Below are 22,957 nucleotides of genomic sequence, written 5' to 3'. Positions count from 1 at the left end.
CGGGCGTGGCCCAACTCCTGCCGCGGCGCAAGGAGAAGCTTCGCGCGCCCCGCCGGCGGGGGTGACGAAGGACCCGCTCTGTCAGAGCCTCACCCGAGGTGGCGCAGGACGCCCAGGCCGATCAGCCCGACGACGATGAGGTAGATCGCAACGATGTAGTTGAGGAGCCGCAGTGCGATCCGGATCAGGATGCCGGCGGCGATGGTGGCGATCGGCTGGAGGTGGGAGATCGTGAGGGCGATGAAATGCTCTCTACGTCGATTCAGAGCAATAAAATAATGAGGCTCGATTCAAGAAACTATGAGTACGCTACAATATGGTTAATCTTTCGAGTGCTTTTCCGTTTTAAATTTTTAAATAGAGTTTAGTTTCTCTTGCGAAAAACTCTCAGATTGGCACGTGCAGTGCGCGGAGAATTTGAATGCATGCGTTTACAACTGGCAGATTCTTCCACGCCGCTTGAAGCGGTAATTTATCAGGTTGCAAAATCTGTTGATTTACCGCATGCGCCTTAGGGTCGCTGACAGGGCTGAGTTCGTTGTTCGTATTACTTCCTGTGAAAGTGCCAATCTGAGAATTTTGGACATAGCTTCCACTTATATTGATGTTAGACATTTTATTTCTCCCGCTTGCCTTACCTTGAAATTTGGTTGATCTGCGAGTCCATTATAATGCTGTCCGATATATCTATCGAATAGCTAACCGTTTCGCGCGACATTGCATCGTTTAATTTTTCCACTATTGACTCGAGAAGAGTCAGATCTTTGGATCTCAAGGGAGTAATTTTTCCTGCATTAGTTTGCAGCATCAAAAGATATTTCTTTTTGTTTATATATACACCGAGCGCTATCATTGCGCCACCAAACAAGAAAACGAGAAAAGAAGGTATCATAGCACCTCCCAATATACCACCAATTCCAACCATAAATAAGAAACCTGACTTAGATTGATCTGATTTATCTTCGACAACACCCACTTCAGCTATATTCTTAATCTGTATGATACGGCCGCCGATTGACATGACATGATTTGTTATTGTAAGTTTTGCCATTGCAATTCTCCAAAGATCTTGTATTGAAACTTGAGCGCGGAGATTTTTTACTCCATAAATAAGCCGTACCCAATATAATAGACGAAAGAAGCGGAAATATCAAATAGAATCTGACGAGATCGAAGAGTTTCGGCAGAAAATATTAGAACAATTCAAAAATTTTTGCTACAAAATTCTAGATTTGCAAGAAACTTCAAATACGATAGCGGCCGCCGCGCTTCACCAGCACCCGCGTGCCCACCGGCACCCGCTCGTAGAGATCGACGATGTCCTCGTTGAGCATGCGCACGCAGCCCGAGGACATCTGCTCGCCGATGCTCCACGGCTCGTTGGTGCCGTGGATGCGGAACAGCGTGTCGCGGCTGCCCTGGTAGAGGTAGAGCGCGCGGGCGCCGAGCGGGTTGTCGACGCCGCCCTTGCGCGAGCGGTCGATCTCCGGGTTGAGCGAGACCATGGTGGTGGTGGGCGTCCAGTCGGGCCAGACGCCCTTGCGCGCGATGCGCGCCTCGCCCTTCCACGAGAAGCCGAGCTTGCCCACGCCGACGCCGTACTGGATCGCCCGGCCGCCCTCCTGCACCAGGGCGAGCTGGCGCCGGTCGATGTCGACCACGATGGTGCCCGGCGCCTCGGGGCCGGCATAGGCGACCTCCTGGCGGCGGTACTTCGGATCGAGCCGGGAGGTGTCGACCAGCGGTACGTCGTGCGGCTTGTCCGGCTTGGTGCCGATATACCACGCCGATTCGTCGTCGAGCGCGGCCGTCGGACCGGGACCGGAGGACTTGCAGGCGGCGAGCGGCACGAGGCAGAGCGCGGCGAGGAGCGTCCGGCCGGCGGAGGAACGGGCGAACGAGCGGGCGGGCATGGCCACTCCGTTGCGGGCGTCGCGGGACGGGGGTCGAGGAAACGTCATGCCCCATGACTAGCCGTAGCCGGGCCGTTCGGGTGTGACCTGAGGGCCGCATCGGCCCAGGAACGACGCCTCGCCGGGGCGCGGCCTCGCGTTATCTTGACCACGGCGCCCGCACATCGGAGCCCGACAGCCATGCCCGAGACCGAGACCCTGACCGCCGCGGACGTGCCGCTCGACGCCGCGGCGCTCGCGCCCGCGATCCATCTCGACCATTGCGTGATCCACGTCTCGGACTGGGATCGCGCGACCGCGTTCTACCGCGACGTGCTCGGCGCCGAGGTGATCCCGGCGGGCCGGGGCGTCGCGTTCCGCTTCGGCGGGGTGCAGCTCAACGTCCACGGTCCGGGCCGGATCGGCGAGCCCCGGGCGGCGAAACCCGTGATGCCCGGCGGCAGCGACCTGTGTTTCCGCTGGTCGGGGGCGATCGAGGACGCGATGGCGCATCTTTCCGCGCACGGGGTGCCGGTCGAACTCGGGCCGGTCGAGCGCAACGGGGCGGCGGGGGCCGGCGTCAGCGTCTATTTCCGCGATCCCGACGGCTCGCTGATGGAGTACATCACGTATCCGACGGAGTGAACCTCTCCGTCATTGCAAGGCGAAGGCGTAAGCCATCCAGCGATCCGCACTCTCCGAGAGAGTTCGCGCGGTCTACCGTTTCGTTGGCGCGGGCTCGCCCTCTTCGGAGTGGTCGAGCCCTGGATCGCGTCAGTTCCGCCTCGCGATGACGGCTCGGGGTGGAAGCCGAGGCGATCGATCGAAAACGGGTATGACGCGCCGAGACGACTTCGGCGAAACTGTTGGCGCCGCAAACCGGGACGTTGTGGCCGGGCCGAGAAGAGCCCATGTTGAGCCTGCATCACGGTCTCGCACCGTTCTCTCACCCACCTATGAAGACCGCGCCGCCTTCATCCAAAAAAGCGCCGCGGCGGACCCCTCCTTGGCCAGACGCATCGATCCGCAGGGCAAGCGCCCGCCCCTTCCCACCCGCGCGCAGATCCTCGCCTTCGTCGCCGAGACGCCGGGCGCCACCGGCAAGCGCGAGATCGCCAAGGCCTTCGGCCTCAAGGGCGCCGACAAGATCGGGCTGAAGGCGATCCTCAGGGAGATCGAGGACGAAGGCGGCCTGGAGCGCCAGCGCGGCGGTTTTCGAAAAGGCGGCAGCCTGCCCGACGTCGTCGTCGCCGACATCGTCTCCCGCGACCGGGACGGCGATCTGGTCGCCCGGCCGGCGCAGTGGGAGGGCGAAGGCGAGCCTCCGAAAATCGTCGTCGAGCTGCCGCGGGCGGGCCGCCAGGGCAACCGCCCGGCACCGGGCATCGGCGACCGGGCGCTCATCCGCGTCGCGCCCGACGGCGAGGCGCCGGGCCGCTACACCGGCCGCGTCATCAAGGTGATCGGCAAGAACCGCGCGGAGATCGTCGGCATTTTTCGCGCCGGGCGCGACGGCGGCCGCATCCTGCCCGTCGACAAGAAGTCTCAGGGCAAGGAGATCGCGATTCCCCCCGGCGAGGAGGGCGAGGCGCGCGACGGCGACCTCGTCAACGTCGCGGTGGAGCGCGAGACCCGCTTCGGCCTGCCCCGCGGCCGGGTGCGCGAGCGGCTCGGCGCGCTCGGCTCCGAGAAGGCGGTCAGCCTGATCGCGCTGCACGTCCACAACATCCCCCACGTCTTCCCCGCCGCCGTGCTGGCCGAGGCCGACGAGGCCAAGCGCGCGACCAAGCGCGGGCGCGAGGATTGGCGCGAGGCCCCGCTCGTCACCATCGACCCGCCCGACGCCAAGGATCACGACGACGCCGTGATGGCGCAAGCCGATCCCGATCCGGGAAACGAAGGCGGCTTCCTTGTCACCGTCGCCATCGCAGACGTCGCGGCCTATGTCCGCCCCGGCTCGGCGCTGGACCGCGAGGCGCTGCTGCGGGGCAACTCGGTCTACTTCCCCGACCGGGTGGTGCCGATGCTGCCCGCGCGCATCTCGAACGATCTCTGCTCGCTGCGCCAGGGCGAGGACCGCCCGGCGATTGCCGTGCGCATGGTGATCGGCGCCGACGGGGTGAAGCGCGCGCACACGTTCCACCGCGTCCTCATGCGCTCGCACGCCAAGCTCGCCTATGCCCAGGCGCAAGCCGCCATCGACGGCCGGCCCGACGAGACCAGCGGGCCGATCCTGGAGAGCGCGCTCCGCCCGCTCTACGCCGCCTACGAGGCGATGAAGCGGGCGCGCGATGTCCGCGGACCGCTCTCCCTCGATCTGCCCGAGCGCAAGGTGCTGCTGACGCCGGACGGCGGCGTCGACCGGGTGATCGTGCCGGAACGGCTGGAGGCGCACCGCCTCATCGAAGAGTTCATGATCCAGGCCAACGTCGCGGCGGCCGAGACCCTGGAGAAAGCCAATTCCCCGCTGATCTACCGCGTCCACGACGAGCCGGCTCTGGAGAAGATGCGGGCGCTCTCCGAAGTGCTCGCCTCCATCGGCATCAAGATCGTCAAGGCCGGGGCGCTCAAGGCCTCGCTGTTCAACCGCATCCTGGCGCAGGTGGCCGAGAGCGAGCACGCCATCTTCGTCAACGAGGTGGTGCTGCGGAGCCAAGCGCAGGCCGTCTACGCCGCGCAAAATCTCGGCCATTTCGGGCTGAACCTGCGCCGCTACGCCCACTTCACCTCGCCGATCCGGCGCTACGCCGACCTCATCGTCCATCGCGCGCTGGTGCGCGCCTGCGGCCTCGGCAAGGACGGGCTCCCCGACGACACCACGCCGGGGATGCTCGACGCGGTGTCCGAGCAAATCTCGGGGGCCGAGCGCCGGGCGATGGCGGCCGAGCGCGAGACCATCGATCGGCTGATCGCCGGCTACCTCGCCGACCGTGTCGGCGCGACCTTCGAGGGGCGCATTTCCGGCGTCACGCGCGCCGGCCTCTTCGTCAAGCTCGCCGAGACCGGGGCCGACGGCTTCGTGCCCGCCGCCACCATCGGCGCCGACTTCTACCGCCACGACGAGACCCTGCACGCGCTGGTCGGCGACCGCACCGGTGAGACGTTTCGGCTGGGCGATCCGGTCGAGGTGCGGCTCGTGGAAGCCGCGGCGGTGGCCGGTGCGCTCCGCTTCGAGATTCTCTCGGAAGGGCGCAGCCGCTCGGGCGGGGCGCGCCGGCCCGGCGCGACGAAGCCCGGCAAGGCGAAGTTCGGCGCCAAGCCGAAGTTTGAGAAGGCGAAATCCGCCCAATCCCGGCCCGGCCGCGCCTCCGCAAAACCCCCGGCCTCCGACGGCGACGGGTCGCGGCGTCATCGCGGCTCGCGTCGCTGAGCCGGAGCGGGTAGGATCGGGTCATGGATATCGAGGCATTCCCCCCGCCGGACACGGCGGCCGCGACGCGCACGCGGCTGGTCCCGGCCATGGCTCGCGGCTTCCTCAACCGCTGCTCGCATTGCGGTGAGGGCAAGCTGTTCGGCCGCTTCCTCAAGGTGCGGCCGGAATGCGAGGCCTGCGGCCTGTCGATGGAGGGCCACCGGGCCGACGACCTGCCGCCCTACCTCGTGATCTTCCTCGTCGGCCACATCGTCGGCTACCTCGTGCTGCAGGTCGAGATGGGCTACGACGTGCCGCTCTGGCTGTCGCTCACGGTCTGGCCGCTGCTCACCCTCGTCCTGGCGCTCGGGCTGCTTCAGCCGGTCAAGGGCGCGGTGATCGGCCTGCAATACGCGTTCGGTATGCACGGGTTCGGCGTGGCGCCGCCGGTCCTCGGCGCCGGGGAGAGGCGCGGCGGTGAGGCAGGAACCCGAACAGGCGACGCCCCCGGACTCGGCAACGCCTGAGGCCCCCTCCCCCGTCAAAGCCGCGACTGCGCTCCGCCCGCGCGAGGCCGCGACGCTGATCGTGCTCGACCGCTCCCGCAAGACCCTGCGGGTGCTGATGGGCCGGCGCAACGAGCGGCTCGCCTTCATGGGCGGCAAGTTCGTCTTCCCCGGCGGCCGGATCGAGCCCTCCGACCGGCAGATGCCGGTGGCCGGCGCCCTGTCGCAGCGGGCCGACGACGCGTTGCGGGCCAAGCTCCCCCGCGCCCCGCATCATCTCGGCCGCTCGTTGGCGTTGGCCGCCATCCGCGAGACCTACGAAGAGACGGGCCTCTTGATCGGCACCCGCGATTACGGCCCGCCGGAGACGGCGCCCGAAGGCGCGTGGCAGGCATTTCTCGAAGAGGGCGTGATGCCCGATCTCGAAGGCTTGCATCTGGTGGCCCGCGCCATCACCCCGCCGAAGCGCCCGCGCCGGTTCGACACCCGCTTCTTCGCCGTCGATCGCCGCAGCGTCGCCGCCGAACGGCCCGGCCTCGTCGGGCCCGATTCGGAATTGACCGAATTGGCCTGGGTCGACCTCGACGATGCCCGGAAACTGGAACTGCCGCGCATCACCCGGATCGTCCTCGACGATCTGGAGGGCGCAGCGCAGGCCGGGTTCCCGCCCTACCGGCCGATCCCGTTCTACTACGAGCGCCACGGCAGGAGCCTGCGGGAACACATCTGATGTCCGTCGGCCTACCTTTCCCGTCACCGGTCACGGTGCCGTGACAAAAAGCAGCAAATGCTGCTTTTCGGTCGGGATTTAGCGGGGCCTTAAGGCGGTGCGGCTCAATCGAGGACGGTCAGCGCCAGTCCGGACTCGAACATGCTCGCCTTCAGGGGTCGCTCCGGCGCCAACGCCCAACTCGAAGCGCTGCACCGCTCCCAAGCCGTCATCACCTTCGCGCTGGACGGCACCATCGAGGAGGCCAACGCGAACTTCCTCGACCTGATGGGCTACCGCCTCGACGAGGTCCGCGGGCGCCATCACCGGATGTTCGTCGCCCCCACCGAAGCCGCCGCCCCGGCCTACGAGGCCTTCTGGCAGACCCTTCGGCAGGGCGCGTTCCAGGCCGCCGAGTATCGCCGGATCACCAAGGACAGGCGCGAGGTCTGGATCCGCGCCACCTACAACCCCGTCCTCGACGCCCGCGGCCGGCCGGTGCGGATCGTCAAGTTCGCCCTCGACGTCACCGCCGAGCGTCTGGCTAGCGCAGAATCCGCCGGCCAGATCGCGGCGATCGACCGCTCGCAGGCGGTGATCCAGTTCGATCTCGACGGCACGATCCGCCACGCCAATGCCAATTTCCTCGGCGCGCTCGGCTACGAACTCGCCGAGGTCCAGGGCCGCCATCACAGCCTGTTCGTCGATCCCGCGGAGGCCGCGTCGCCGGAATACCGCGACTTCTGGCAGGCGCTGGCGCGGGGCGAGTACCGGGCCGGCGAGTTCAAGCGCCGGGCCAGGGACGGCCGGGACGTGTGGATCCAGGCGAGCTACAACCCGATCCTCGATCTGGCCGGGCGCCCGTTCAAGGTGGTGAAATACGCCAGCGACGTGACCGCGGCGAAGGTCGTGGCCGCCGACATGGCCGGACAGGTCGAGGCCGCCCGGCGCTCGCAGGCGGTGATCGAGTTCGCCATGGACGGCACCGTGTTGGACGCCAACGCGAACTTCCTGTCCGCCATGGGCTACACGCTGGCCGAGGTCGCGGGCCGGCATCACAGCCTGTTCGTGACGCCGGACTACGCCCGAAGCGCCGCCTACGCCGCGTTCTGGGAGGGCTTGCGGGAGGGCCGGTTCAACTCGGCCGCCTATCAGCGGCTCGGCAAGGGCGGGCGGGAGGTCTGGATCCAGGCCTCCTACAACCCCGTGCTCGACGCGAGCGGGCGGCCGGTGAAGGTGGTGAAATACGCCTTCGACATCACGCAGAGCATGACGCTGCGGTCGAGCGCGCTCGCCATGGCGGAGCAGACGCTCGGCCGCGTGCGCGGCGTCGCGGCGGCCTCCGAGGAGATGCACCGCACCTCGAGCGAGATCGCCGGGCAAATGGACCGCTCGAACCGGGCGGTCGGCGAGATTCAGGAGCGGATGGAGGCGGCGGGCCGGCTCTCGGAGCGGCTCGGCGCGGCAGCCGCCGCGATGAACGGCGTGGTCGAGGCGATCACCGGAATCGCCGACCAGATCAACCTGCTGGCGCTCAACGCCACCATCGAGGCCGCGCGCGCCGGGGCGGCGGGCCGCGGCTTCGCCGTCGTCGCGACCGAGGTGAAGGGCCTCGCCGAGCAGGCACGGGCCGCCACCTCCCGCATCACCGGCGAGATCGGGGCGATGCAGGCGGTCTCGCGCGAGGTCGGCGAGGCGCTCTCCTCGACGGCCTCGGTCGTCGACACGGTCCAGGGCTTCATCACCCAGACGGTTGCGGCCAGCACCCAGCAGCGCGCGACCACCGGCCAGGTCAGCGCCGACATGCAGGCCACCGCCGAGACCGTGGCGAGCTTCGCGGAGAAGCTCGATTCGTGGAGCGTCGGCCTGGAGGAGCGCCGCAGCAACGGTCGCGTGCGCAGCCTGACGCCCGTTCGCGTCACCTTCGCGATCGAGCGCGGCGGCGAGCGGAGCGTCGCGGCCCTGCTGCTCAACCGCTCGAAGACCGGCGCCAAGCTGTCGATCGAGGACCGGCCCGTGCCGGACCGCTTCACCCTGCACATCGACGGCGAGGCGCCGCGGGCCTGCGAGGTGGTGCGGCGGAGCGGCGGGGAGCTCGGGGTGCGGTTCGTGTAGGCGCTCAGCCGCTACGTTCCGCGTCCGCGACCAGCGCCGCCAACCCCTCGCGATAGGTCGGGTAGGTCAGGTTCACGCCCAGTTCCTCGCGGATCAGCCGGTTCCGCACCCGCTTGTTCTCGCCGTAGAAGCTGCGGGCCATGGGGCTCAAGTCGGCGGTCTCGAAATCGACCGCGGGCGGCAGAGGCAGGCCGGTGAGCTCGGCGGCATACTCGATCACCGTCTGGGGCGGCGCCGGCTCGTCGTCGGTGACGTTGTAGACCGCGCCGTTGCGCGGGCGCTCGATCGAGGCCGTGAGCGTCGCCGCGATATCGGCGACGTGGACGCGGTTGAACACCTGACCCGGCTTGACGATGCGCTGGGTGCGCTTGTCGCGCAGCTTCACGATCGGGTTGCGGCCTGGGCCGTAGATGCCCGAGAGCCGAAACACCTGCACCGCCTTGCCGGTCTCCCGGCCGAAGGCGAGCCATGCCTCCTCGACGGCGAGGCGCTCCCGCGAGCGGGCGCTTTTCGGGGTCGCGGGCGTGGATTCGTCGATCCAGGCGCCGTCCTGGTCGCCGTAGACCCCGATGGTCGAGAGATAGCCGATCCAGGCGATGCGGCTTCTCGCGATGACGTCGCGGTAGCGGGCGAGCGCGGTGTCGCCGCCGGGGCCCGGCGGGGCAGAGACGAGGAGGATGTCGGTGTCGGCCAGATCCTCGACGATGCGGGGATCGTCCGCGTCTGGGCCGAAGGCGCGCAGGGTGAAGCCGGTCTCGGGGCCAAGCTTTTCGGCGCGCGCGGCCTCCGTCACGGTCCCGCGGATCGCCCGGAAGCGCGCCCGCTCCGCTTCCGCAAAGTGTCGGGCGGAGAAGCCGAGGCCGAAGACGAAGAGGTTCATGCGGGTCATGTCTCCGTGACGCTTCGCGGGGCCGAAGCCTCTGTCGCTTCCGGCGAAAGCGCGGGCTCTCCTCCTCCTTGCGGGAAGGAGGGAGGAGGTGGGGGTGGTGCCTCCTGCACCACCCCCACCCCGCTCCCCTCCCCGCAAGGGGGAGGGGACGAGCTTGAGTGAGCCGGCGGCGCGTCCGGCAGCGGCCGAGCGAGACGCCATTCGGCCCTCACATGGGCGTCCGCCTCGGCTTGGCCATGGGCGTCGAACAGAGCAGCGAGCCGCGCCTGCGGAAAAAGCCGCCCACACGCCCACACGGCGGCGCCGCGCACAACCGGGTCCGGATCGGCGAGGCAGCGGGCCGCCTCCTCGGCCAGCAAGGAATCGCCCGAATTGCCGATGGCGATGAGCACGTTGCGCAGGATGCGGTCGCGGCCGGTGCGCTTGATCGGCGTGCCGGCGAAGAAGCGGCGAAACCCCGCCTCGTCGAGCCGGGCCAGCTCCGCCAGCGGCGGTGCGGCGAGGTCGGCGCGGGCCGCCATCCGGAATTCCCGCGCGGCTTGAGCGAACTTGTTCCAGGGGCAGACCGCGAGGCAGTCGTCGCAGCCGAAGATGCGGTTGCCGATCTTTTCGCGGTATTCCGAAGGGATCGGCCCCGCGTGTTCGATCGTCAGGTAGGCGATGCAGCGGCGGGCATCCAGCCGATAGGGCGCCGGGAAGGCGTCGGTCGGGCAGGCGTCGAGGCAGCGGCGGCAGGAGCCGCAATGGTCGGTCTCCGGCGGATCGACCGGCAGGTCAGCCACACAGAAGATCGCGCCCAGCATCAGCCAGTTGCCGTGCTCGCGCGAGAGCAGGACCGTGTGCTTGCCCTGCCAGCCGAGGCCGGCGGCCTGGGCCAGCGGCTTCTCCATCACCGGGGCGGTGTCGCAAAACACCTTCACCGGGCGCCCCGAACGGGCCGAGAGGAAGCCGCCGAGTTCCTTCAGCTTGCCCTTGATGACCTCGTGATAGTCGCGTCGCTGCGCGTAGGTCGCGATGGCGCCGCATTCCTTCTGCGCCAGGAGTGCGAGCGGGTCGGCTTCGGGCCCGGCATTCATGCCGAGCACGACGACGCTGCGGGCCTCCGGCCACAGCACGGTGGGGTCGGCGCGCTGGTCGGCGCGGTCCTCCATCCAGTCCATGCTGCCGTGGTGCTCGGCCGCGAGCCAGGCCGGCAGGCGCTCGCGGGTGAGCGGCACCGCGTCCGGCCGGGTGACGCGCAACGCGTCGAACCCAAGCTTCTTCGCCCGCGCCTCGACGACCTCGCGCAGCGCGGCGCCAGTCAGGAACGCCTTCTCGGCTTTCAGAAATCCAGATCCGCGTAATGGGCCGCCGGCGGCATGCCGGGGGCGCGGTCGGCCAGGAGCGGACGGAAGGACGGGCGGGACTTCACCCGCGCGTACCAGTCCTTCGCCATCTCGTCCTCGTCCCATGGCACGTCGCCGAGATAATCCACGCAGGAGAGATGGGCCGCCGCCGCGAGATCCGCATAGGTCAGGTGGTCGCCGGCGAGCCACCGGCGCTGGCCGATGAGATAGCCGATATACTTCAGGTGATAGCGCACATTGGTGCGCGCCGCGCGGATGGCGTTCATGTCCGGCGGGCCGCCGCCTTCCGAACTCGGCATGAAGCGCTTGTCGATCTTCTCCGTGACGAGATACTCGGTCACCTCGCCGTTGAACTTGACGAGGAACCAGTCGAGCAGGCGGCGCACCTCGACCCGGGCGGTGGTGGTGTCGGGCAGCAGGCGCCGCCCGTTGAGCCCGAGGCCCCGCGTCTCGTCGAGATACTCGGCGATCACGCCCGCGCCCGGCACGGCGAGCCCGGTCTGCTCCACCAGCACGGGCGTGGTCCCGGCCGGGTTGACGATCAGGAAGTCCCGGCGCCGCTCCCAGGCCCGTTCCTCCACGAGCACCGGCTCCATGCCCATCTCGGTGAGGGCGAGGCGGATGAAGCGGGAGTTCGGGCAGAACGGTGCGTGGTGGAGGGTCGCCATGAAGGCCGTGATTTCAGCGTGACACTTTGAAAAGCCGCCGGCTCGGCAACTCGTCGCGGCCGGGCGGGGCTCCGGCCGACGGGCCAGGATTATTGCCCGTTCCTTGCCGCCTGATTAACACGCTCGCCGCATCGCGGTAACCGCTTGGCAACCCTGCCGCCCCAAAGCTGCCGCACCGCCATCGTCTGCCGCGCCCCGCGCGATCCGCGCAGACGCGAAGGCACGGAAGAGCAGGCCCATGGATCTCGTCCTGATCGCGAAGGCGCTCTTGCTCGCCGTGGTGGAGGGCGCCACCGAGTTCATCCCGGTCTCCTCGACCGGGCACCAGCTGCTGGTCGGCCACTTCATCGGCTTCCACTCGCCCAACAACACCTTCGAGGTGCTGATCCAGCTCGGCGCCGTGCTCGCGATCCTCTACGCCTATTTCGGCAAGCTCTGGGGCATCGCCACGCGCCTGCCGAACGATCCGAAGGCGCGCCGCTTCGTCGGGGCGGTGTTGCTCGCCTTCCTGCCCGCAGCGATCGTCGGCGGCCTGTTCTCGAAATACATCAAGTTCTACCTGTTCAATCCGTGGATTATCTGCGCCACGCTGGTGGCCGGCGGCCTCGTGCTGCTCGTCATCGACGACATGGTCGGCGAGCCGAAGGCGACGCCGGAGGGCGAGAGCCACACCGACACGGTGGAGAGCCCGCGCAAGACCGACGTGTTCGAGTTCAGCCTGCCGATGGCGCTCAAGATCGGCGCGTTCCAGTGCCTCGCCATGATCCCCGGCGTGTCGCGCTCCGGCGCCACCATCGTCGGCGCGATGCTGATGGGCGCGAGCAAGCGCTCGGCCACGGAGTTCTCGTTCTACCTCGCCATGCCGACCATGGCCGGCGCCTTCGCCAAGGACCTGCTCGACAACTACAAGAACCTCTCCTCCGACGACGCGCTCCTGATCGTGATCGGGTTCGTGGCCGCCTTCGTCTCGGCGTTGATCGTGGTGCGCACCGTGCTCGACTACGTCTCGCGCCACGGCTTCTGGCTGTTCGCGTGGTGGCGCATCATCGTCGGCTCGCTCGGCTTCGCGGGACTGATTATTTTTGGCTGAGCCTTCAGGATTTTGAACGAGGTCTGCGCCGGCTCCCGGACTAAAGTCGGTTGTCGTTCCGCCGCACGCCGTGCGAGGGCTTGCGGCCACGCCGCCGCTCTCCCACAGAGGCGGATCGGAAACGCCGCACGCCAGGGTTCACGATGGAAGACCGTCCGCTCGCCGAGTTGTTCGAGCCCGCGACTGCCGAGCGCTGGCGCCAAGCGGTCGAGGCCGCGCTGAAGGGCGGCGACTTCGAGAAGCGCCTCGTCTCGAAGACCGCGGACGGTCTGCGCATCGAACCGCTCTATGCCCCGGCGGAGCCGACGACGCAGCCGGTGCGGGCGCCCGGCCCGTGGCGGCTGGCCCAGCGCATCGACCATCCGGACAAGGAGAAGGCCGCCGCGCAGGCGCTGGCCGATCTGGAGGGCGGCGCCGATGCCCTGGTCCTGGTCGATGCCGGAGCGCCCGCCGCCCGCGGCTTCGGCCTCGATCTCACGGACGTGGACGGGCTCGACGCGGCGCTCAAGAGCGTGATGCTGCCGCTGATCGCCCTGCGGCTCGAGGCGGGCGCCCGTGGCTTCGAGGCGGCGGGTCTCCTCAGGCAGCTGGTCGAGCGGCGCGGCGACGATCCGGCCGAGCTCGACGTCGATCTCGGCCTCGATCCGCTCGGGGTGCAGGCCGCGACCGGCCAAGCGATCGACGGCTGGGAAGCCAAGCTCGCCCAGGCGCTCACCGACTTCTCCGGCTACCGCGGCCGCGTGGCATTATCGGACGCCCGCCCCTACCACGAGGCCGGCGCCAGCGAGGTACAGGAACTGGCCGCCGCGCTCGCGACCGCCGTCGCCTACCTGCGCGCGCTGGAAGCGGGCGGGCACGATCTGGAGCGGGCGCGCGAAGCCATCTCGGTGCTGCTCGTGGCGGATGCCGACGAGTTCCTGACCATTGCCAAGTTCCGGGCGATCCGCCGGCTCTGGGCCCGGATCGAGGAGGCCTGCGGCCTGGAGCCCAAGCCCCTGCGGGTGCTCGCCGAGACCGCGTGGCGGATGATGACCCGCCGCGATCCCTTCGTGAACATCCTTCGGACTGCCATGGCGTCCGCTTCGGCCGGCTTGGGTGGTGCCGATTCGGTCACGGCGCTCCCCTACACCCTGGCGCTCGGCCTGCCCGACGCCTTCGCCCGGCGCGTGGTACGCAACAGCCAGATCGTGCTGGTCGAGGAATCGAACCTCGCCAAGGTGTCCGATCCGGCCGCGGGCGCGGGCGGCTTCGAGGCGCTGACCGCCGAGTTGACCGAGAAGGCGTGGGCCGCCTTCCAGGAGATCGAGCGCGAGGGCGGCATTGCCGCAAGCCTCGCCTCCGGGGCGCTCGCCGGCCGGATCGAGACGGTGCGCAAGGCCCGCGAGCGCGCGGTCGCGACCCGCCGGCAGCCGCTGACCGGCGCCAGCGAGTTCCCGTTCCTCGCCGAGAAGCCCGTGGCGGTGCTCGACGTGACCCCTCGCGAGGCGGCGGCGCGGGCGGACGGCGCCCTCCCCTCGCGACGCCTCGCCGAGCCCTACGAAGCCCTTCGCGACGCCTCCGACGCGGTGCTGGCCGAGTCCGGCAAGCGCCCGGCGGTTTTCCTGGCCAATCTCGGGCCGGTGGCGGTCCACAACGCCCGCTCGACCTTTGCCGCCAACGCCTTCGCGGCGGGCGGCATCGAGGCGCTCGGCAATGACGGGTTTTCGGACCCCGATGCTCTCGCCGAGGCCTTCAAGGCGTCGGGCGCACGGCTCGCCTGCCTGTGCTCGTCGGACAAGTTTTACGAGTCTGACGCCGTGCCGGCCGCCAAGGCCCTGAAGGCGGCGGGCTGCACCACGCTCTACCTCGCCGGCAAGCCCGCCGACGAAGCGGCTCTCAAGCAGGCCGGCATCGACGGCTTCCTGTTCGCCGGCTGCGACCTGCTGGCGCTGCTGACGGAGGCGGGCGAGCGGGCGAAGGGCTAATTCGGGCAGCGAAGGGTCGCGACCTGCGCTGGCGCACCCGGTGCAGTAAGGACAAGCCTTGATCTTCGGGGCGGCGTGCCAATCTTCGGCCGGGAGCGGGGCGCAAGCCCCTTTCTGATCAGCCGGACTCGATCCCATGCGCCTGCCGATACTCGCGACCTGCCTCTCCGCCGTCGTCACCGTGGCGGCGCTCGGGCCGGCGGATGCCGCCAAGCGCAAGGTGCAGGTGCCGCACCGCTACGACGGCCGCTGGAGCATCGAGGTCGTCACGCAGGACGGCCCCTGCGACCGGGCCTATCGCTACGGCGTGCAGATCCAGCGCGGCGAGGCGGTGTATGGCGGCGGCGAGGTCAATATCCAGGGCCGTGTCTCGCCGAACGGCGCGGTCCGCGGCATCATTTCCCGCGGCCAGGACGCTGCTCAAGTGACCGGGCGGCTGACCACGGGCGGCAGCGGCTCGGGCACGTGGCAGACGGTGGGCAACGGCCTCATCAGCTGCAGCGGCAACTGGAACGCCGTACGCCGGGGCTGAGCCTTCGGGCAACACCCCTGTGGCGGCCGGGAGACATCCGAACTTTGTCTCGCGCTGCGGCATGAAGTGCGTCCGGATGCCCTAGATCTGTCGGTTTGTTCAGCGAAGAATGCGGGCGTTCGACACTGGTTCGAGACGCCCCATGAAAGCCGTGCTGCTCTGCGGTCTTGCCGTCGCCCTCGTCTCCCACGCGGCGGAAGCGCGACCCGCTCGCCAGCACGTGCCCGGTACGGCGCACGCCGTGCTGACGCCCCTCGAAGAGGCGGCGACCGCCTGCTTCGCCGAGACCGTGATGTCCAACCCGAAGGCGATGCGGCTCGCCCGCGACGCGCGCTGGTACGAGGCGGCCGGCGTGATCGGCTTCCTGTGCCGTCCCGAGGTGCAACGCATGGCGGTGGCCCACGATCAGATCTACGGCCGCGGCACCGGAGAGCGCTACTTCAAGGGCGCCTACGCCCGCCATCTCGACAAGCAGCTCGCCGCCCGCCTTCAGCCGCTGCTGGAGACCAAGTCGGTCGCCAGCGCCGAGCCCCCGGCGGAGAAGGCGGCCCTGACGGACGACGTCATCGAGACCGGCTCGACCTCCGAGAATCACTGATAGCAGGTCTCGTGAGTGGGTCCGAGGGACCCGCTCCGTCCTCGCGGGGCCAAGCCGAAGCAATCCGGCGCTTCGCACTCGCGGGAACGGTCGCTCGCGGAGCCGCCTCGTCGGCTCGGCCGCGCCCCTCCTAAGAGGTTGCGCCCTGGATCGCTCCGCCTCGCGATCGGGGGTGCGTCGGCAAGCCACCGCCTACGGCTGCTGATTAGCCCGTTCCTTCGCCAGCGCCTCGGCGCGCTTGCGCTCTTCCGGGCTGAGTCCGGCCGTCGCCTGGTCGAGCATCTCGTCGGAGCGCCCCTGCGCCGCGGCGGCGAGGTTCCAGCCCGCCGCCTCGACGAGGTTCTTGGGTACGCCGCGCCCGGCGAGATAGAGCCGGGCGACCCGGTTCTGGGCGATGGCGTTGCCGCGCCGGGCCGCGTGCAGGAAGTAGCGGGCGGCCCGCGCCTCGTCCTTGGTTACGCCGTCGCCGAGAAACAGCCGGATCGCGAACTCGACCTCGCCCGCGAGGTCGCCGTTGTCGGCGGCGCGCCGGAACCACTGCGCCGCCTGGACCGTGTCCTTCGCGACGCCCTTGCCCTGGAGGTAGAGCACGCCCAGCGCGTGCTGGGCCGGGGTGATCTCGGCCTCCGCCGCCTTGCGGAAGTTGACGGCCGCAGCGGCCTGCTCCTCCGGCCTCGGGTCGGCGATCTGGATCAGGGCGAGGTTGTAGGCGGCGCTGGGCTCGCCGCGCCGGGCCGCTTGTTCCAGCCAGTCGCGCCCGGCCTTGGCGTCCTTGGGCTGGCCGCGTCCGTCCATCGCCATCAGGCCGAGCGAGGCCATGGCGTGCGGCTCGCCCTGCGCGGCGGCGAGGCGGTACCATTCGAGCGCCCGCTTCGGATCCTGCTTGAGGCCGAGGCCCTGGTTGTAGAGTTCGCCCAGCAGCGTCATCGCCGGGGCGTCCTTGGGGTTCGCCTCGATGCGCTTCGTCGCCTCGCGGAAGGCCGTGACGTAGCGCCCGCGCTGATAGGCGCCGTAGGCCGCGTCCGGATTCGGATGGGGCTTGGCCGGAAGCGCCCCGTCGGACTTCGCGCTGTAGGGCGAGGGCAGCTCGCGGTCCAAGCCCTTGCCGGCGACGTTCGGCTGGGCCGCCTCCTTCGCCGGCGACGCGGCGGCGGGCACTTTGGGCGCCGCCCCCGCCATCCCCGGCAGGAAGGACAGGCCCGCGAGCACGGCAGCGGAGACGTGCCGAAGCCTTCGGCCGCCGCGGCGCCGAGACAGGGACACATCCGAAACGTCGAAAAGAATCATCGAGCCTGGTCGAGAACCGCCTGCGCCGTCCGCACGCCCTCGGCATCGCCGAGCCAGAGGGCGCTTTCGAGGCCGACGAACTCCACGCCCGTCGCGGCGAGCGCCGCCACCTCGTCGGCCTGCGCCGCGACGGCGATGCAGGGCGTCTCGAAGATTTCGGCCCACCATACGGCGCGCTCCCGCACTTCGCCCGCCTCGGGTGCGACGCCGTCGGGGAACAGGCCGCCGAACAGCAGGTAATCGGCGCCGGCCTCGCCCGCGAGCATCGCGGCGTCGCGCGAGCCGAGCACGCCGCCGGCTCCGAGGATGCGCCCGTCGCGCAGGCGCCCGCGCAGATCGCGCAGGGTCTCGTCGTCGGCGCGCTCGACATGCACGCCGTCCGCCCCGCCGCGAGCGGCGACCGAGACGAGGTCGCCGGCAAAGTCCGGCACGGCGACGACGACCGCCGCGCCCCGCTCCTGCGCCGCCGGGCAGAGCTTTTTCAGCAGGGTGACGAGGCTGCGCTCGTCGGCGCTCGCGAGTCGCAGGATCACCGCCGCCACGTCGCCGGCCGTGCAGGCCGCATCGAGCGCCGCCGCGGTCGCCTCGGCCTGATCGGGGCCGAGACCGTAGGGGGACAGGAGGGCGAGGCGGGGCTTGGGGCCCGCCGCTTGCGGCTCGCTCACGATATTGGCCTCAGGCGTCGATGCGCGGATCGAGCGAGCCGTTGGCGTAGCGCTTGGCCATCTCGGCGACCGAGATCGGGCGGATCTTCGAGCCCTGGCCGGCGGTGCTGAACTCCTCGAAGCGCTGCTTGCACAGCTTGGTCATCGCCTCCATGGCGGGCTTCAGGTACTTGCGCGGGTCGAACTCTTCCGGGGTCTCCGTGAGCACGCGGCGGATCTGGCCGGTCATCGCCATGCGGTTGTCGGTGTCGATGTTGATCTTGCGCACGCCGTGCTTGATGCCGCGCTGAATCTCCTCGACCGGCACGCCCCAGGTCGGCTTCATCTGGCCGCCGAACTTGTTGATGATGTCCTGAAGCTCCTGCGGCACGGACGACGAACCGTGCATGACGAGGTGGGTCGTCGGCAGGCGGCGGTGGATTTCCTCGATCACGTTCATGGCGAGCACGTCGCCGTCGGGCTGGCGGGTGAACTTGTAGGCGCCGTGGCTGGTGCCCATGGCCACCGCCAGCGCATCGACCTTGGTCTCGCGCACGAACTTCACCGCCTCGTCCGGGTCGGTCAGAAGCTGGTCGTGGGACAACTCCCCTTCCGCGCCGTGGCCGTCCTCGGCCTCGCCGGTGCCGCTCTCCAGCGAGCCGAGCACACCCAGCTCACCCTCGACCGAGACGCCGGCCCAGTGGGCCATCTTGGTGACGTTGCGGGTGATCTCGACGTTGTAGTTGTAGTCGGCCGGGGTCTTGCCGTCGGCCTTGAGGGAGCCGTCCATCATCACCGAGGTGAAGCCGTACTGGATCGCGGTGGCGCAGGTGGCTTCGTTGTTGCCGTGGTCGAGATGCATGCAAACGGGGATGTGCGGGTAGATCTCGACGAGGCCGTCGATGAGTTTCGCCAGCACCACGTCGTTGGCGTAGGCGCGGGCGCCGCGGCTCGCCTGGAGGATCACCGGCGAATCGGTGGCATCCGCCGCCGCCATGATGGCGAGACCCTGCTCCATGTTGTTCAGGTTGAACGCGGGCACGCCGTAACCGTACTCGGCGGCGTGGTCGAGGAGCTGCCGGAGGGTGATGCGTGCCATGGCCTATCTCTGAATCTTGTTAAGCGGGACTGGTGGCAGCCTTAGCGTGGATGGAGAACGGAGCGAAGGCCCATAGCGGCCCGTCACCCGAAAACCGGGCGGTCACTGTAAGGCCGAACTTCGTGTCGCATGGCGCTTCGGTCGTGCGATCCACCAGAAGATCGCGCCGCCGAGCATCCCGTATGTGAACGTCTTTCCGGTGTTGGCGGCGTAGTCGCGCCAGCCGTAGGCTGTCCGCGCACAGTCCAGATAGATCGACCCGCCGGCGTCGGCGAACGAGAAGCGGCTCCCCGGCGCCGGGCCGATCAGGTCTCGCAGGCCGATCCAGATGTCGATCGGTACGGCGGCCAGACCACCGGCCAGCAGACATGCGATGAGGAGCCCGGCGGAGTCTCGGCGAACTCTCCCCGCGAGAACCGCGTAGATGAGCCCGCCGACGAGCAGGGCCGGAACGATGCGGGTCAGCCCCGCCGCCATCCAGAACGCGAACAGGACGACGAGCCGCCCGAGCGGCATTTCGGGGCGATGCCCTTCGGGCAACAAGGAAAGGCTGACGAACAGGGCGGTCGGGACCAGGGCGGCGACAAACAAGGCGATGACGACGCGCTTCCGCGACGGCTTGAACCAGATGGGCTCGGCCGCCGCTTCCATCGCTCGCGCCGTCATCGCCCGACCACGCGTCAGCCCTTCGCCCGCAGCGCCTCGACGCCGGGCAGCTCCTTGCCTTCCAGCCATTCGAGGAAGGCGCCGCCCGCGGTCGAGACGTAGGAGAAGGCCTCGCCCACGCCCGCGTGGTTGAGCGCCGCCACCGTGTCGCCGCCGCCGGCCACGCTGACGAGCTGGCCCGCCTTGGTGCGGGCCGCCGCGTGCCGGGCCACCGCGACCGTGCCGGTGTCGAACGGGGTCAGCTCGAAGGCGCCCAGCGGGCCGTTCCAGACGAGCGTGCGGGCCTCGTCGATGGCGCCGTCGATGGTGGCCATGGAGGCGGCGCCCACATCGAGGATCATCGCATCCGAGGGCACGGCATCGACCGGCACCGTCTCGTTCTCGGCGTTCGCCTTGAACTCGCGCGCCACCAGCGCGTCGGCGGGCAGGATGATGGTGCAGTTCTTCTCCTTGGCCGCCGCCATGATGCGCTGCGCGGTCTCGGCCAGATCCTTCTCGCACAGCGACTTACCGACATCCTTGCCCTGCGCGTGCAGGAAGGTGTTGGCCATGCCGCCGCCGATCACCAGCATGTCGACCTTGGCGACGAGGTTTTCCAGAAGATCGATCTTGGTCGAGACCTTGGCGCCGCCGACGATGGCGATCACGGGCCGCGCGGGCGATTCCAGCCCCTTGGTGAGCGCGTCGAGTTCGGCCTGCATCAGGCGCCCGGCATAGGCCGGCAGCACACGGGCGAGACCCTCGGTCGAGGCATGCGCCCGGTGGGCCGCGGAGAAGGCCTCGTTGACGTAGAGGTCGCCGTTGGCGGCGAGCGCCTTCGTGAAATCGGGATCGTTCTTCTCTTCACCGGCATGGTAGCGGGTGTTCTCGAGAAGAAGTACGTCGCCATCGTTCAGGGCGTCGACGGCTTTCGCTGCGGCCTCGCCGACGCAATCCTCGCCGAAGGCGACCGGCTTGCCGACCTTGTCCGAGAGCGTCGCCAGAATGGGTTTCAGCGAATCCTTCGGGTCCGGCTTGCCCTTCGGGCGGCCGAAATGAGCGAGCAGGATCACCTTGCCGCCTTGATCGGAAATCTCGCGGATCGTCGGCACCACCCGCTCGATGCGGGTCGCGTCGGTGACGCGGCCCGCTTCCATCGGCACGTTGAGGTCCACGCGCAGGAGCACGCGCTTGCCCTGGAGCGGGCCGGCATCGTCGAGGGTGCGGAAATCCGTCATGGCGCTCTTACGGGTTGGTCGTGGTGGTGTGCGTCTGGCCGCCGAGGCTCGGCGGCAGCAGCTTGTCGAGGTTCGCCCGCTGCACCGCGACCATCAGGGCCACGGTCAGTACGGCGGTGATGAGGGCGGTGAGCACCAGGGCGCCGGTGCCGGGCAGCCGGTTGATGCGGTCGGCCATGCCGCGGACTTCGCTGCGCAGCGAGGCGAGGTCGGCCTGGCGCGCGGCCTCGTTCATGCGGGAGGAGGCGTTCTCGACCTTGTCCTCGACGCGCGAGAGCAGCGCCTCGGAGCGGGCGTACTTGTCCTCGATGCGCGCCGCCTTGTCCTCGATGCGGGCGAGCTGGTCGGAATGGTTGACCGGCGCGGCGGCCGGCAGGTCCGCATTGCCGAGAGCGGGCGACGGGGTCGGCGTCGCGGCCGGCGCGGGGGCGACCGTCGCGGCGGGAGCCGGGGTGGTCGGGATGAAGTCGGTCCCGGACGACTTGGTCGGCGAGGTCTCGGTCATCGCGTGCACACCATATCTGTCAGCGAGGCGCCAGGCCCCGGTCATGCGTGAGGCGGCCGGCACCGGCCGGCCGCCCCCGCGGGCTGATTGAGGCGATCAGATCAGCTTGGCCATGGCGACGGCGGTGTCGGCCATGCGGTTCGAAAAACCCCACTCGTTGTCGTACCAGGACAGGATGCGCACGAAGGTGCCGTCCATGACCTTGGTCTGGTCGAGGTGGAAGGTGGACGAGTGCGGATCGTGGTTGAAGTCGATCGACACGTTCGGCCGGTCGGTGACGCCGAGCACGCCCTTGAGCGGGCCGGCGGCGGCCGCCTTGATCGCCTCGTTGATCTCGTCGACGCTGGTCGCGCGCTTGGCCGTGAACACGAGATCGACCGCCGAGACGTTCGGGGTCGGCACGCGGATCGCGGTGCCGTCGAGCTTGCCCTTCAGCTCCGGCAGGACGAGGCCGACGGCCTTGGCCGCGCCCGTCGAGGTCGGGATCATCGAGAGCGCCGCGGCGCGCGCCCGGTACAGATCCTTGTGCATCTGGTCGAGCGAGGGCTGGTCGTTGGTGTAGGAGTGGATCGTCGTCATGAAGCCGCGCTCGATGCCCACCGTCTCGTTGAGCACCTTGGCGACCGGGGCGAGGCAGTTCGTGGTGCAGGAGGCGTTCGACACGACGAGGTGGTCGGCGGTCAGCCCCTCGTGATTGACGCCGTAGACGACCGTGAGGTCGGCGCCGTCGGCGGGCGCCGAAACGAGGACGCGCTTGGCGCCCGCGTCGAGATGCGCCTTGGCCTTGTCCTTCGAGGTGAAGATGCCGGTGCATTCGAGCGCCACGTCGACGCCGAGATCGCGGTGCGGCAGCTCGGCCGGGTTGCGCACGGCGGTGACGCGGATGCGCTTGCCGTTGATCACGATGGCGTCGCCCTCGACCGCGACCTCGGCCGGGAAACGGCCGTGGACGGAATCGTAGCGCAGCAGGTGGGCGTTGGTCTCGACGGGCCCGAGATCGTTGATCGCCACGACCTCGATATCGGTGCGGCCGGCCTCGACGATGGCGCGCAGCACGTTGCGGCCGATGCGGCCGAAGCCGTTGATGGCAACCTTGACGGTCACGGCGTGACTCCTTGGGCTTGGGGCGCGCCTTCGCGCCGACGGGGAAGCGGGGAGGCGACGGGCAGGTGCCGCGCCGCGGAATGCGGGACCGCTCCAAGCGGGACCGCACTGAACCTGGGATGAACCGCGGGCCGGACCGCACCCGCGCTCGTCCGGACGGCGGACGATCTGCGCGGGGAGCCGGTGAGGGGCACGGTCGGAATTCCGTTGGGCGGCGGCGCGCAAAGGGCGTGCGGGGCCGGGCGCGGGCTCTCTACCATGGGGACCGGGGCTGTCAAAGATCGGGGTGCCGCCGCGAACAGGCTGGAATTTCGAATGCGCTTGGCTGAAACCTGTTGGGAATCGGCGGGACGCGCGATCGCTCGAACCGAGCGATCGCACCAAATGGCCGGGCGCGAAGAGCACCCGGCGGAGCGGCCGCCGGCATTCGAGGCCAAAGAGGAATCGATCCGGCGGTATGGCGAAGACGGGTGAGAGGGCGGCGGCGATCCCGCTCGAGGAAGCGATCGGCCGGCTCGATGCCGCCTTGGCCTTGCTGGAGATGGCGGTGGCGCGGCGGCTGGAGGCGGAGCGCAGCCGCGGCGACCGCGAGACCGAGTTCGCCCTGCTGGAGGAGGACCGCGCGCGGCTGGCCGCCGAACTCGACGCCGCGGGCGCACGGCTCGCCCGGATGAACGCCACCACCGGCGAGGTCGGGCGCCGCCTCGATCGCGCCATCGAGACCGTCAAGGATGTCTTGTCCGGCCCCGCCGGCTCGTAAGACGAAAGTTGCGC

24 protein-coding genes are annotated in these 22,957 nt (G+C 69.1%); 10 read left to right on the top strand and 14 right to left on the bottom strand.

The annotated features are described in order from the left end of the window. Positions 1-89: 89 nt before the first annotated feature. From HNR00_RS07340 to HNR00_RS07325, 4 genes are all read right to left on the bottom strand, one after another. Complete coding sequence (locus HNR00_RS07340) at positions 90-242, bottom strand: DUF3096 domain-containing protein (RefSeq protein ID WP_183567392.1); 153 nt, start codon at positions 240-242, stop codon at positions 90-92. Between the two features lie 145 nt (positions 243-387). Then, on the bottom strand, positions 388-615 hold the full coding sequence (locus tag HNR00_RS07335) for a hypothetical protein (RefSeq protein ID WP_183567153.1): 228 nt from the start codon (positions 613-615) through the stop codon (positions 388-390). A 19-nt stretch (positions 616-634) separates the two neighbouring features. Further along, positions 635-1,051 (bottom strand): DUF6232 family protein, encoded by a 417-nt coding sequence (locus HNR00_RS07330; protein WP_183567151.1) that lies wholly within the window; start codon positions 1,049-1,051, stop codon positions 635-637. Positions 1,052-1,244: 193 nt separating this feature from the next. Then, a complete protein-coding gene (locus HNR00_RS07325) occupies positions 1,245-1,913 on the bottom strand; it encodes a L,D-transpeptidase (protein WP_183567148.1) in 669 nt (222 codons plus the stop codon). A 180-nt stretch (positions 1,914-2,093) separates the two neighbouring features. Between HNR00_RS07325 and HNR00_RS07320 the strand changes: the two genes are divergently transcribed. The 5 genes from HNR00_RS07320 to HNR00_RS07300 all read left to right on the top strand — a co-directional run bounded on the left by HNR00_RS07320 (position 2,094) and on the right by HNR00_RS07300 (position 8,574). Beyond that, on the top strand, positions 2,094-2,537 hold the full coding sequence (locus HNR00_RS07320) for a VOC family protein (protein ID WP_183567145.1): 444 nt from the start codon (positions 2,094-2,096) through the stop codon (positions 2,535-2,537). 361 nt (positions 2,538-2,898) lie between these two features. Beyond that, the gene (gene rnr / locus HNR00_RS07315; protein WP_183567142.1) at positions 2,899-5,262 is read left to right on the top strand and encodes a ribonuclease R; all 2,364 of its coding nucleotides are present in this window, start codon (positions 2,899-2,901) and stop codon (positions 5,260-5,262) included. Positions 5,263-5,285: 23 nt separating this feature from the next. After that, positions 5,286-5,771, top strand: a complete 486-nt coding sequence (locus HNR00_RS07310; RefSeq protein WP_246390387.1) for a DUF983 domain-containing protein — start codon at positions 5,286-5,288, stop codon at positions 5,769-5,771. Further along, on the top strand, positions 5,722-6,480 hold the full coding sequence (locus tag HNR00_RS07305) for an NUDIX hydrolase (protein ID WP_183567139.1): 759 nt from the start codon (positions 5,722-5,724) through the stop codon (positions 6,478-6,480). Before HNR00_RS07310 ends, HNR00_RS07305 begins: the two co-directional genes overlap by 50 nt. Before the next feature lie 141 nt (positions 6,481-6,621). Further along, positions 6,622-8,574, top strand: a complete 1,953-nt coding sequence (locus HNR00_RS07300) for a methyl-accepting chemotaxis protein (RefSeq protein WP_183567136.1) — start codon at positions 6,622-6,624, stop codon at positions 8,572-8,574. Positions 8,575-8,578: 4 nt separating this feature from the next. On the opposite strand, the gene HNR00_RS07295 is transcribed toward HNR00_RS07300, so the two are convergent. Genes HNR00_RS07295 through HNR00_RS07285 form a run of 3 tightly spaced genes read right to left on the bottom strand, consistent with a single transcriptional unit; the run spans position 8,579 to position 11,477 of the window. Then, positions 8,579-9,454 carry an SDR family oxidoreductase gene (locus HNR00_RS07295; RefSeq protein WP_183567134.1) on the bottom strand — a complete coding sequence of 292 codons (876 nt, stop codon included), beginning with the start codon at positions 9,452-9,454 and terminating at the stop codon, positions 8,579-8,581. Positions 9,455-9,459: 5 nt separating this feature from the next. Then, on the bottom strand, positions 9,460-10,752 hold the full coding sequence (queG, locus tag HNR00_RS07290) for a tRNA epoxyqueuosine(34) reductase QueG (protein WP_281383291.1): 1,293 nt from the start codon (positions 10,750-10,752) through the stop codon (positions 9,460-9,462). A 32-nt stretch (positions 10,753-10,784) separates the two neighbouring features. Next, a complete protein-coding gene (locus HNR00_RS07285) occupies positions 10,785-11,477 on the bottom strand; it encodes a glutathione S-transferase family protein (RefSeq protein ID WP_183567131.1) in 693 nt (230 codons plus the stop codon). A 238-nt stretch (positions 11,478-11,715) separates the two neighbouring features. Between HNR00_RS07285 and HNR00_RS07280 the strand changes: the two genes are divergently transcribed. The 4 genes from HNR00_RS07280 to HNR00_RS07265 all read left to right on the top strand — a co-directional run bounded on the left by HNR00_RS07280 (position 11,716) and on the right by HNR00_RS07265 (position 15,661). Beyond that, positions 11,716-12,567: an undecaprenyl-diphosphate phosphatase gene (locus tag HNR00_RS07280; protein WP_183567128.1), complete on the top strand. Its 852-nt coding sequence runs from the start codon at positions 11,716-11,718 to the stop codon at positions 12,565-12,567. A gap of 143 nt (positions 12,568-12,710) precedes the next feature. Continuing rightward, positions 12,711-14,531 carry a methylmalonyl-CoA mutase subunit beta gene (locus HNR00_RS07275; RefSeq protein WP_183567125.1) on the top strand — a complete coding sequence of 607 codons (1,821 nt, stop codon included), beginning with the start codon at positions 12,711-12,713 and terminating at the stop codon, positions 14,529-14,531. Between the two features lie 136 nt (positions 14,532-14,667). After that, positions 14,668-15,063: a hypothetical protein gene (locus HNR00_RS07270; RefSeq protein WP_183567122.1), complete on the top strand. Its 396-nt coding sequence runs from the start codon at positions 14,668-14,670 to the stop codon at positions 15,061-15,063. A gap of 142 nt (positions 15,064-15,205) precedes the next feature. After that, entirely contained in the window at positions 15,206-15,661 is a 456-nt protein-coding gene (locus tag HNR00_RS07265; protein WP_183567119.1) for a hypothetical protein, read from the top strand. A gap of 192 nt (positions 15,662-15,853) precedes the next feature. Here HNR00_RS07265 and HNR00_RS07260 read toward each other — a convergent pair whose 3' ends face one another. The 7 genes from HNR00_RS07260 to gap all read right to left on the bottom strand — a co-directional run bounded on the left by HNR00_RS07260 (position 15,854) and on the right by gap (position 22,183). Further along, positions 15,854-16,840: a tetratricopeptide repeat protein gene (locus HNR00_RS07260; RefSeq protein ID WP_183567383.1), complete on the bottom strand. Its 987-nt coding sequence runs from the start codon at positions 16,838-16,840 to the stop codon at positions 15,854-15,856. A 104-nt stretch (positions 16,841-16,944) separates the two neighbouring features. Continuing rightward, positions 16,945-17,613 carry a thiamine phosphate synthase gene (locus HNR00_RS07255; protein WP_183567116.1) on the bottom strand — a complete coding sequence of 223 codons (669 nt, stop codon included), beginning with the start codon at positions 17,611-17,613 and terminating at the stop codon, positions 16,945-16,947. Between the two features lie 10 nt (positions 17,614-17,623). After that, the gene (gene fba / locus HNR00_RS07250) at positions 17,624-18,691 is read right to left on the bottom strand and encodes a class II fructose-bisphosphate aldolase (protein ID WP_183567113.1); all 1,068 of its coding nucleotides are present in this window, start codon (positions 18,689-18,691) and stop codon (positions 17,624-17,626) included. Between the two features lie 102 nt (positions 18,692-18,793). Continuing rightward, positions 18,794-19,342, bottom strand: a complete 549-nt coding sequence (locus tag HNR00_RS07245; RefSeq protein WP_183567109.1) for a hypothetical protein — start codon at positions 19,340-19,342, stop codon at positions 18,794-18,796. Positions 19,343-19,371: 29 nt separating this feature from the next. Continuing rightward, complete coding sequence (locus HNR00_RS07240; RefSeq protein ID WP_183567106.1) at positions 19,372-20,574, bottom strand: phosphoglycerate kinase; 1,203 nt, start codon at positions 20,572-20,574, stop codon at positions 19,372-19,374. A 7-nt stretch (positions 20,575-20,581) separates the two neighbouring features. Further along, complete coding sequence (locus tag HNR00_RS07235) at positions 20,582-21,079, bottom strand: hypothetical protein (protein WP_183567103.1); 498 nt, start codon at positions 21,077-21,079, stop codon at positions 20,582-20,584. Positions 21,080-21,175: 96 nt separating this feature from the next. Then, positions 21,176-22,183, bottom strand: a complete 1,008-nt coding sequence (gap, locus tag HNR00_RS07230; RefSeq protein ID WP_183567100.1) for a type I glyceraldehyde-3-phosphate dehydrogenase — start codon at positions 22,181-22,183, stop codon at positions 21,176-21,178. 457 nt (positions 22,184-22,640) lie between these two features. Between gap and HNR00_RS07225 the strand changes: the two genes are divergently transcribed. Beyond that, positions 22,641-22,943, top strand: a complete 303-nt coding sequence (locus HNR00_RS07225) for a DUF4164 domain-containing protein (protein ID WP_183567097.1) — start codon at positions 22,641-22,643, stop codon at positions 22,941-22,943. The last annotated feature ends 14 nt before the right edge of the window (positions 22,944-22,957 follow it).

It is taken from the genome of Methylorubrum rhodinum (assembly GCF_014199935.1).
Lineage (GTDB): Bacteria > Pseudomonadota > Alphaproteobacteria > Rhizobiales > Beijerinckiaceae > Methylobacterium > Methylobacterium rhodinum.
The sequence above is the reverse complement of the archived record's forward strand: the minus strand, read 5'-3'. Positions and strand labels throughout refer to the sequence as shown.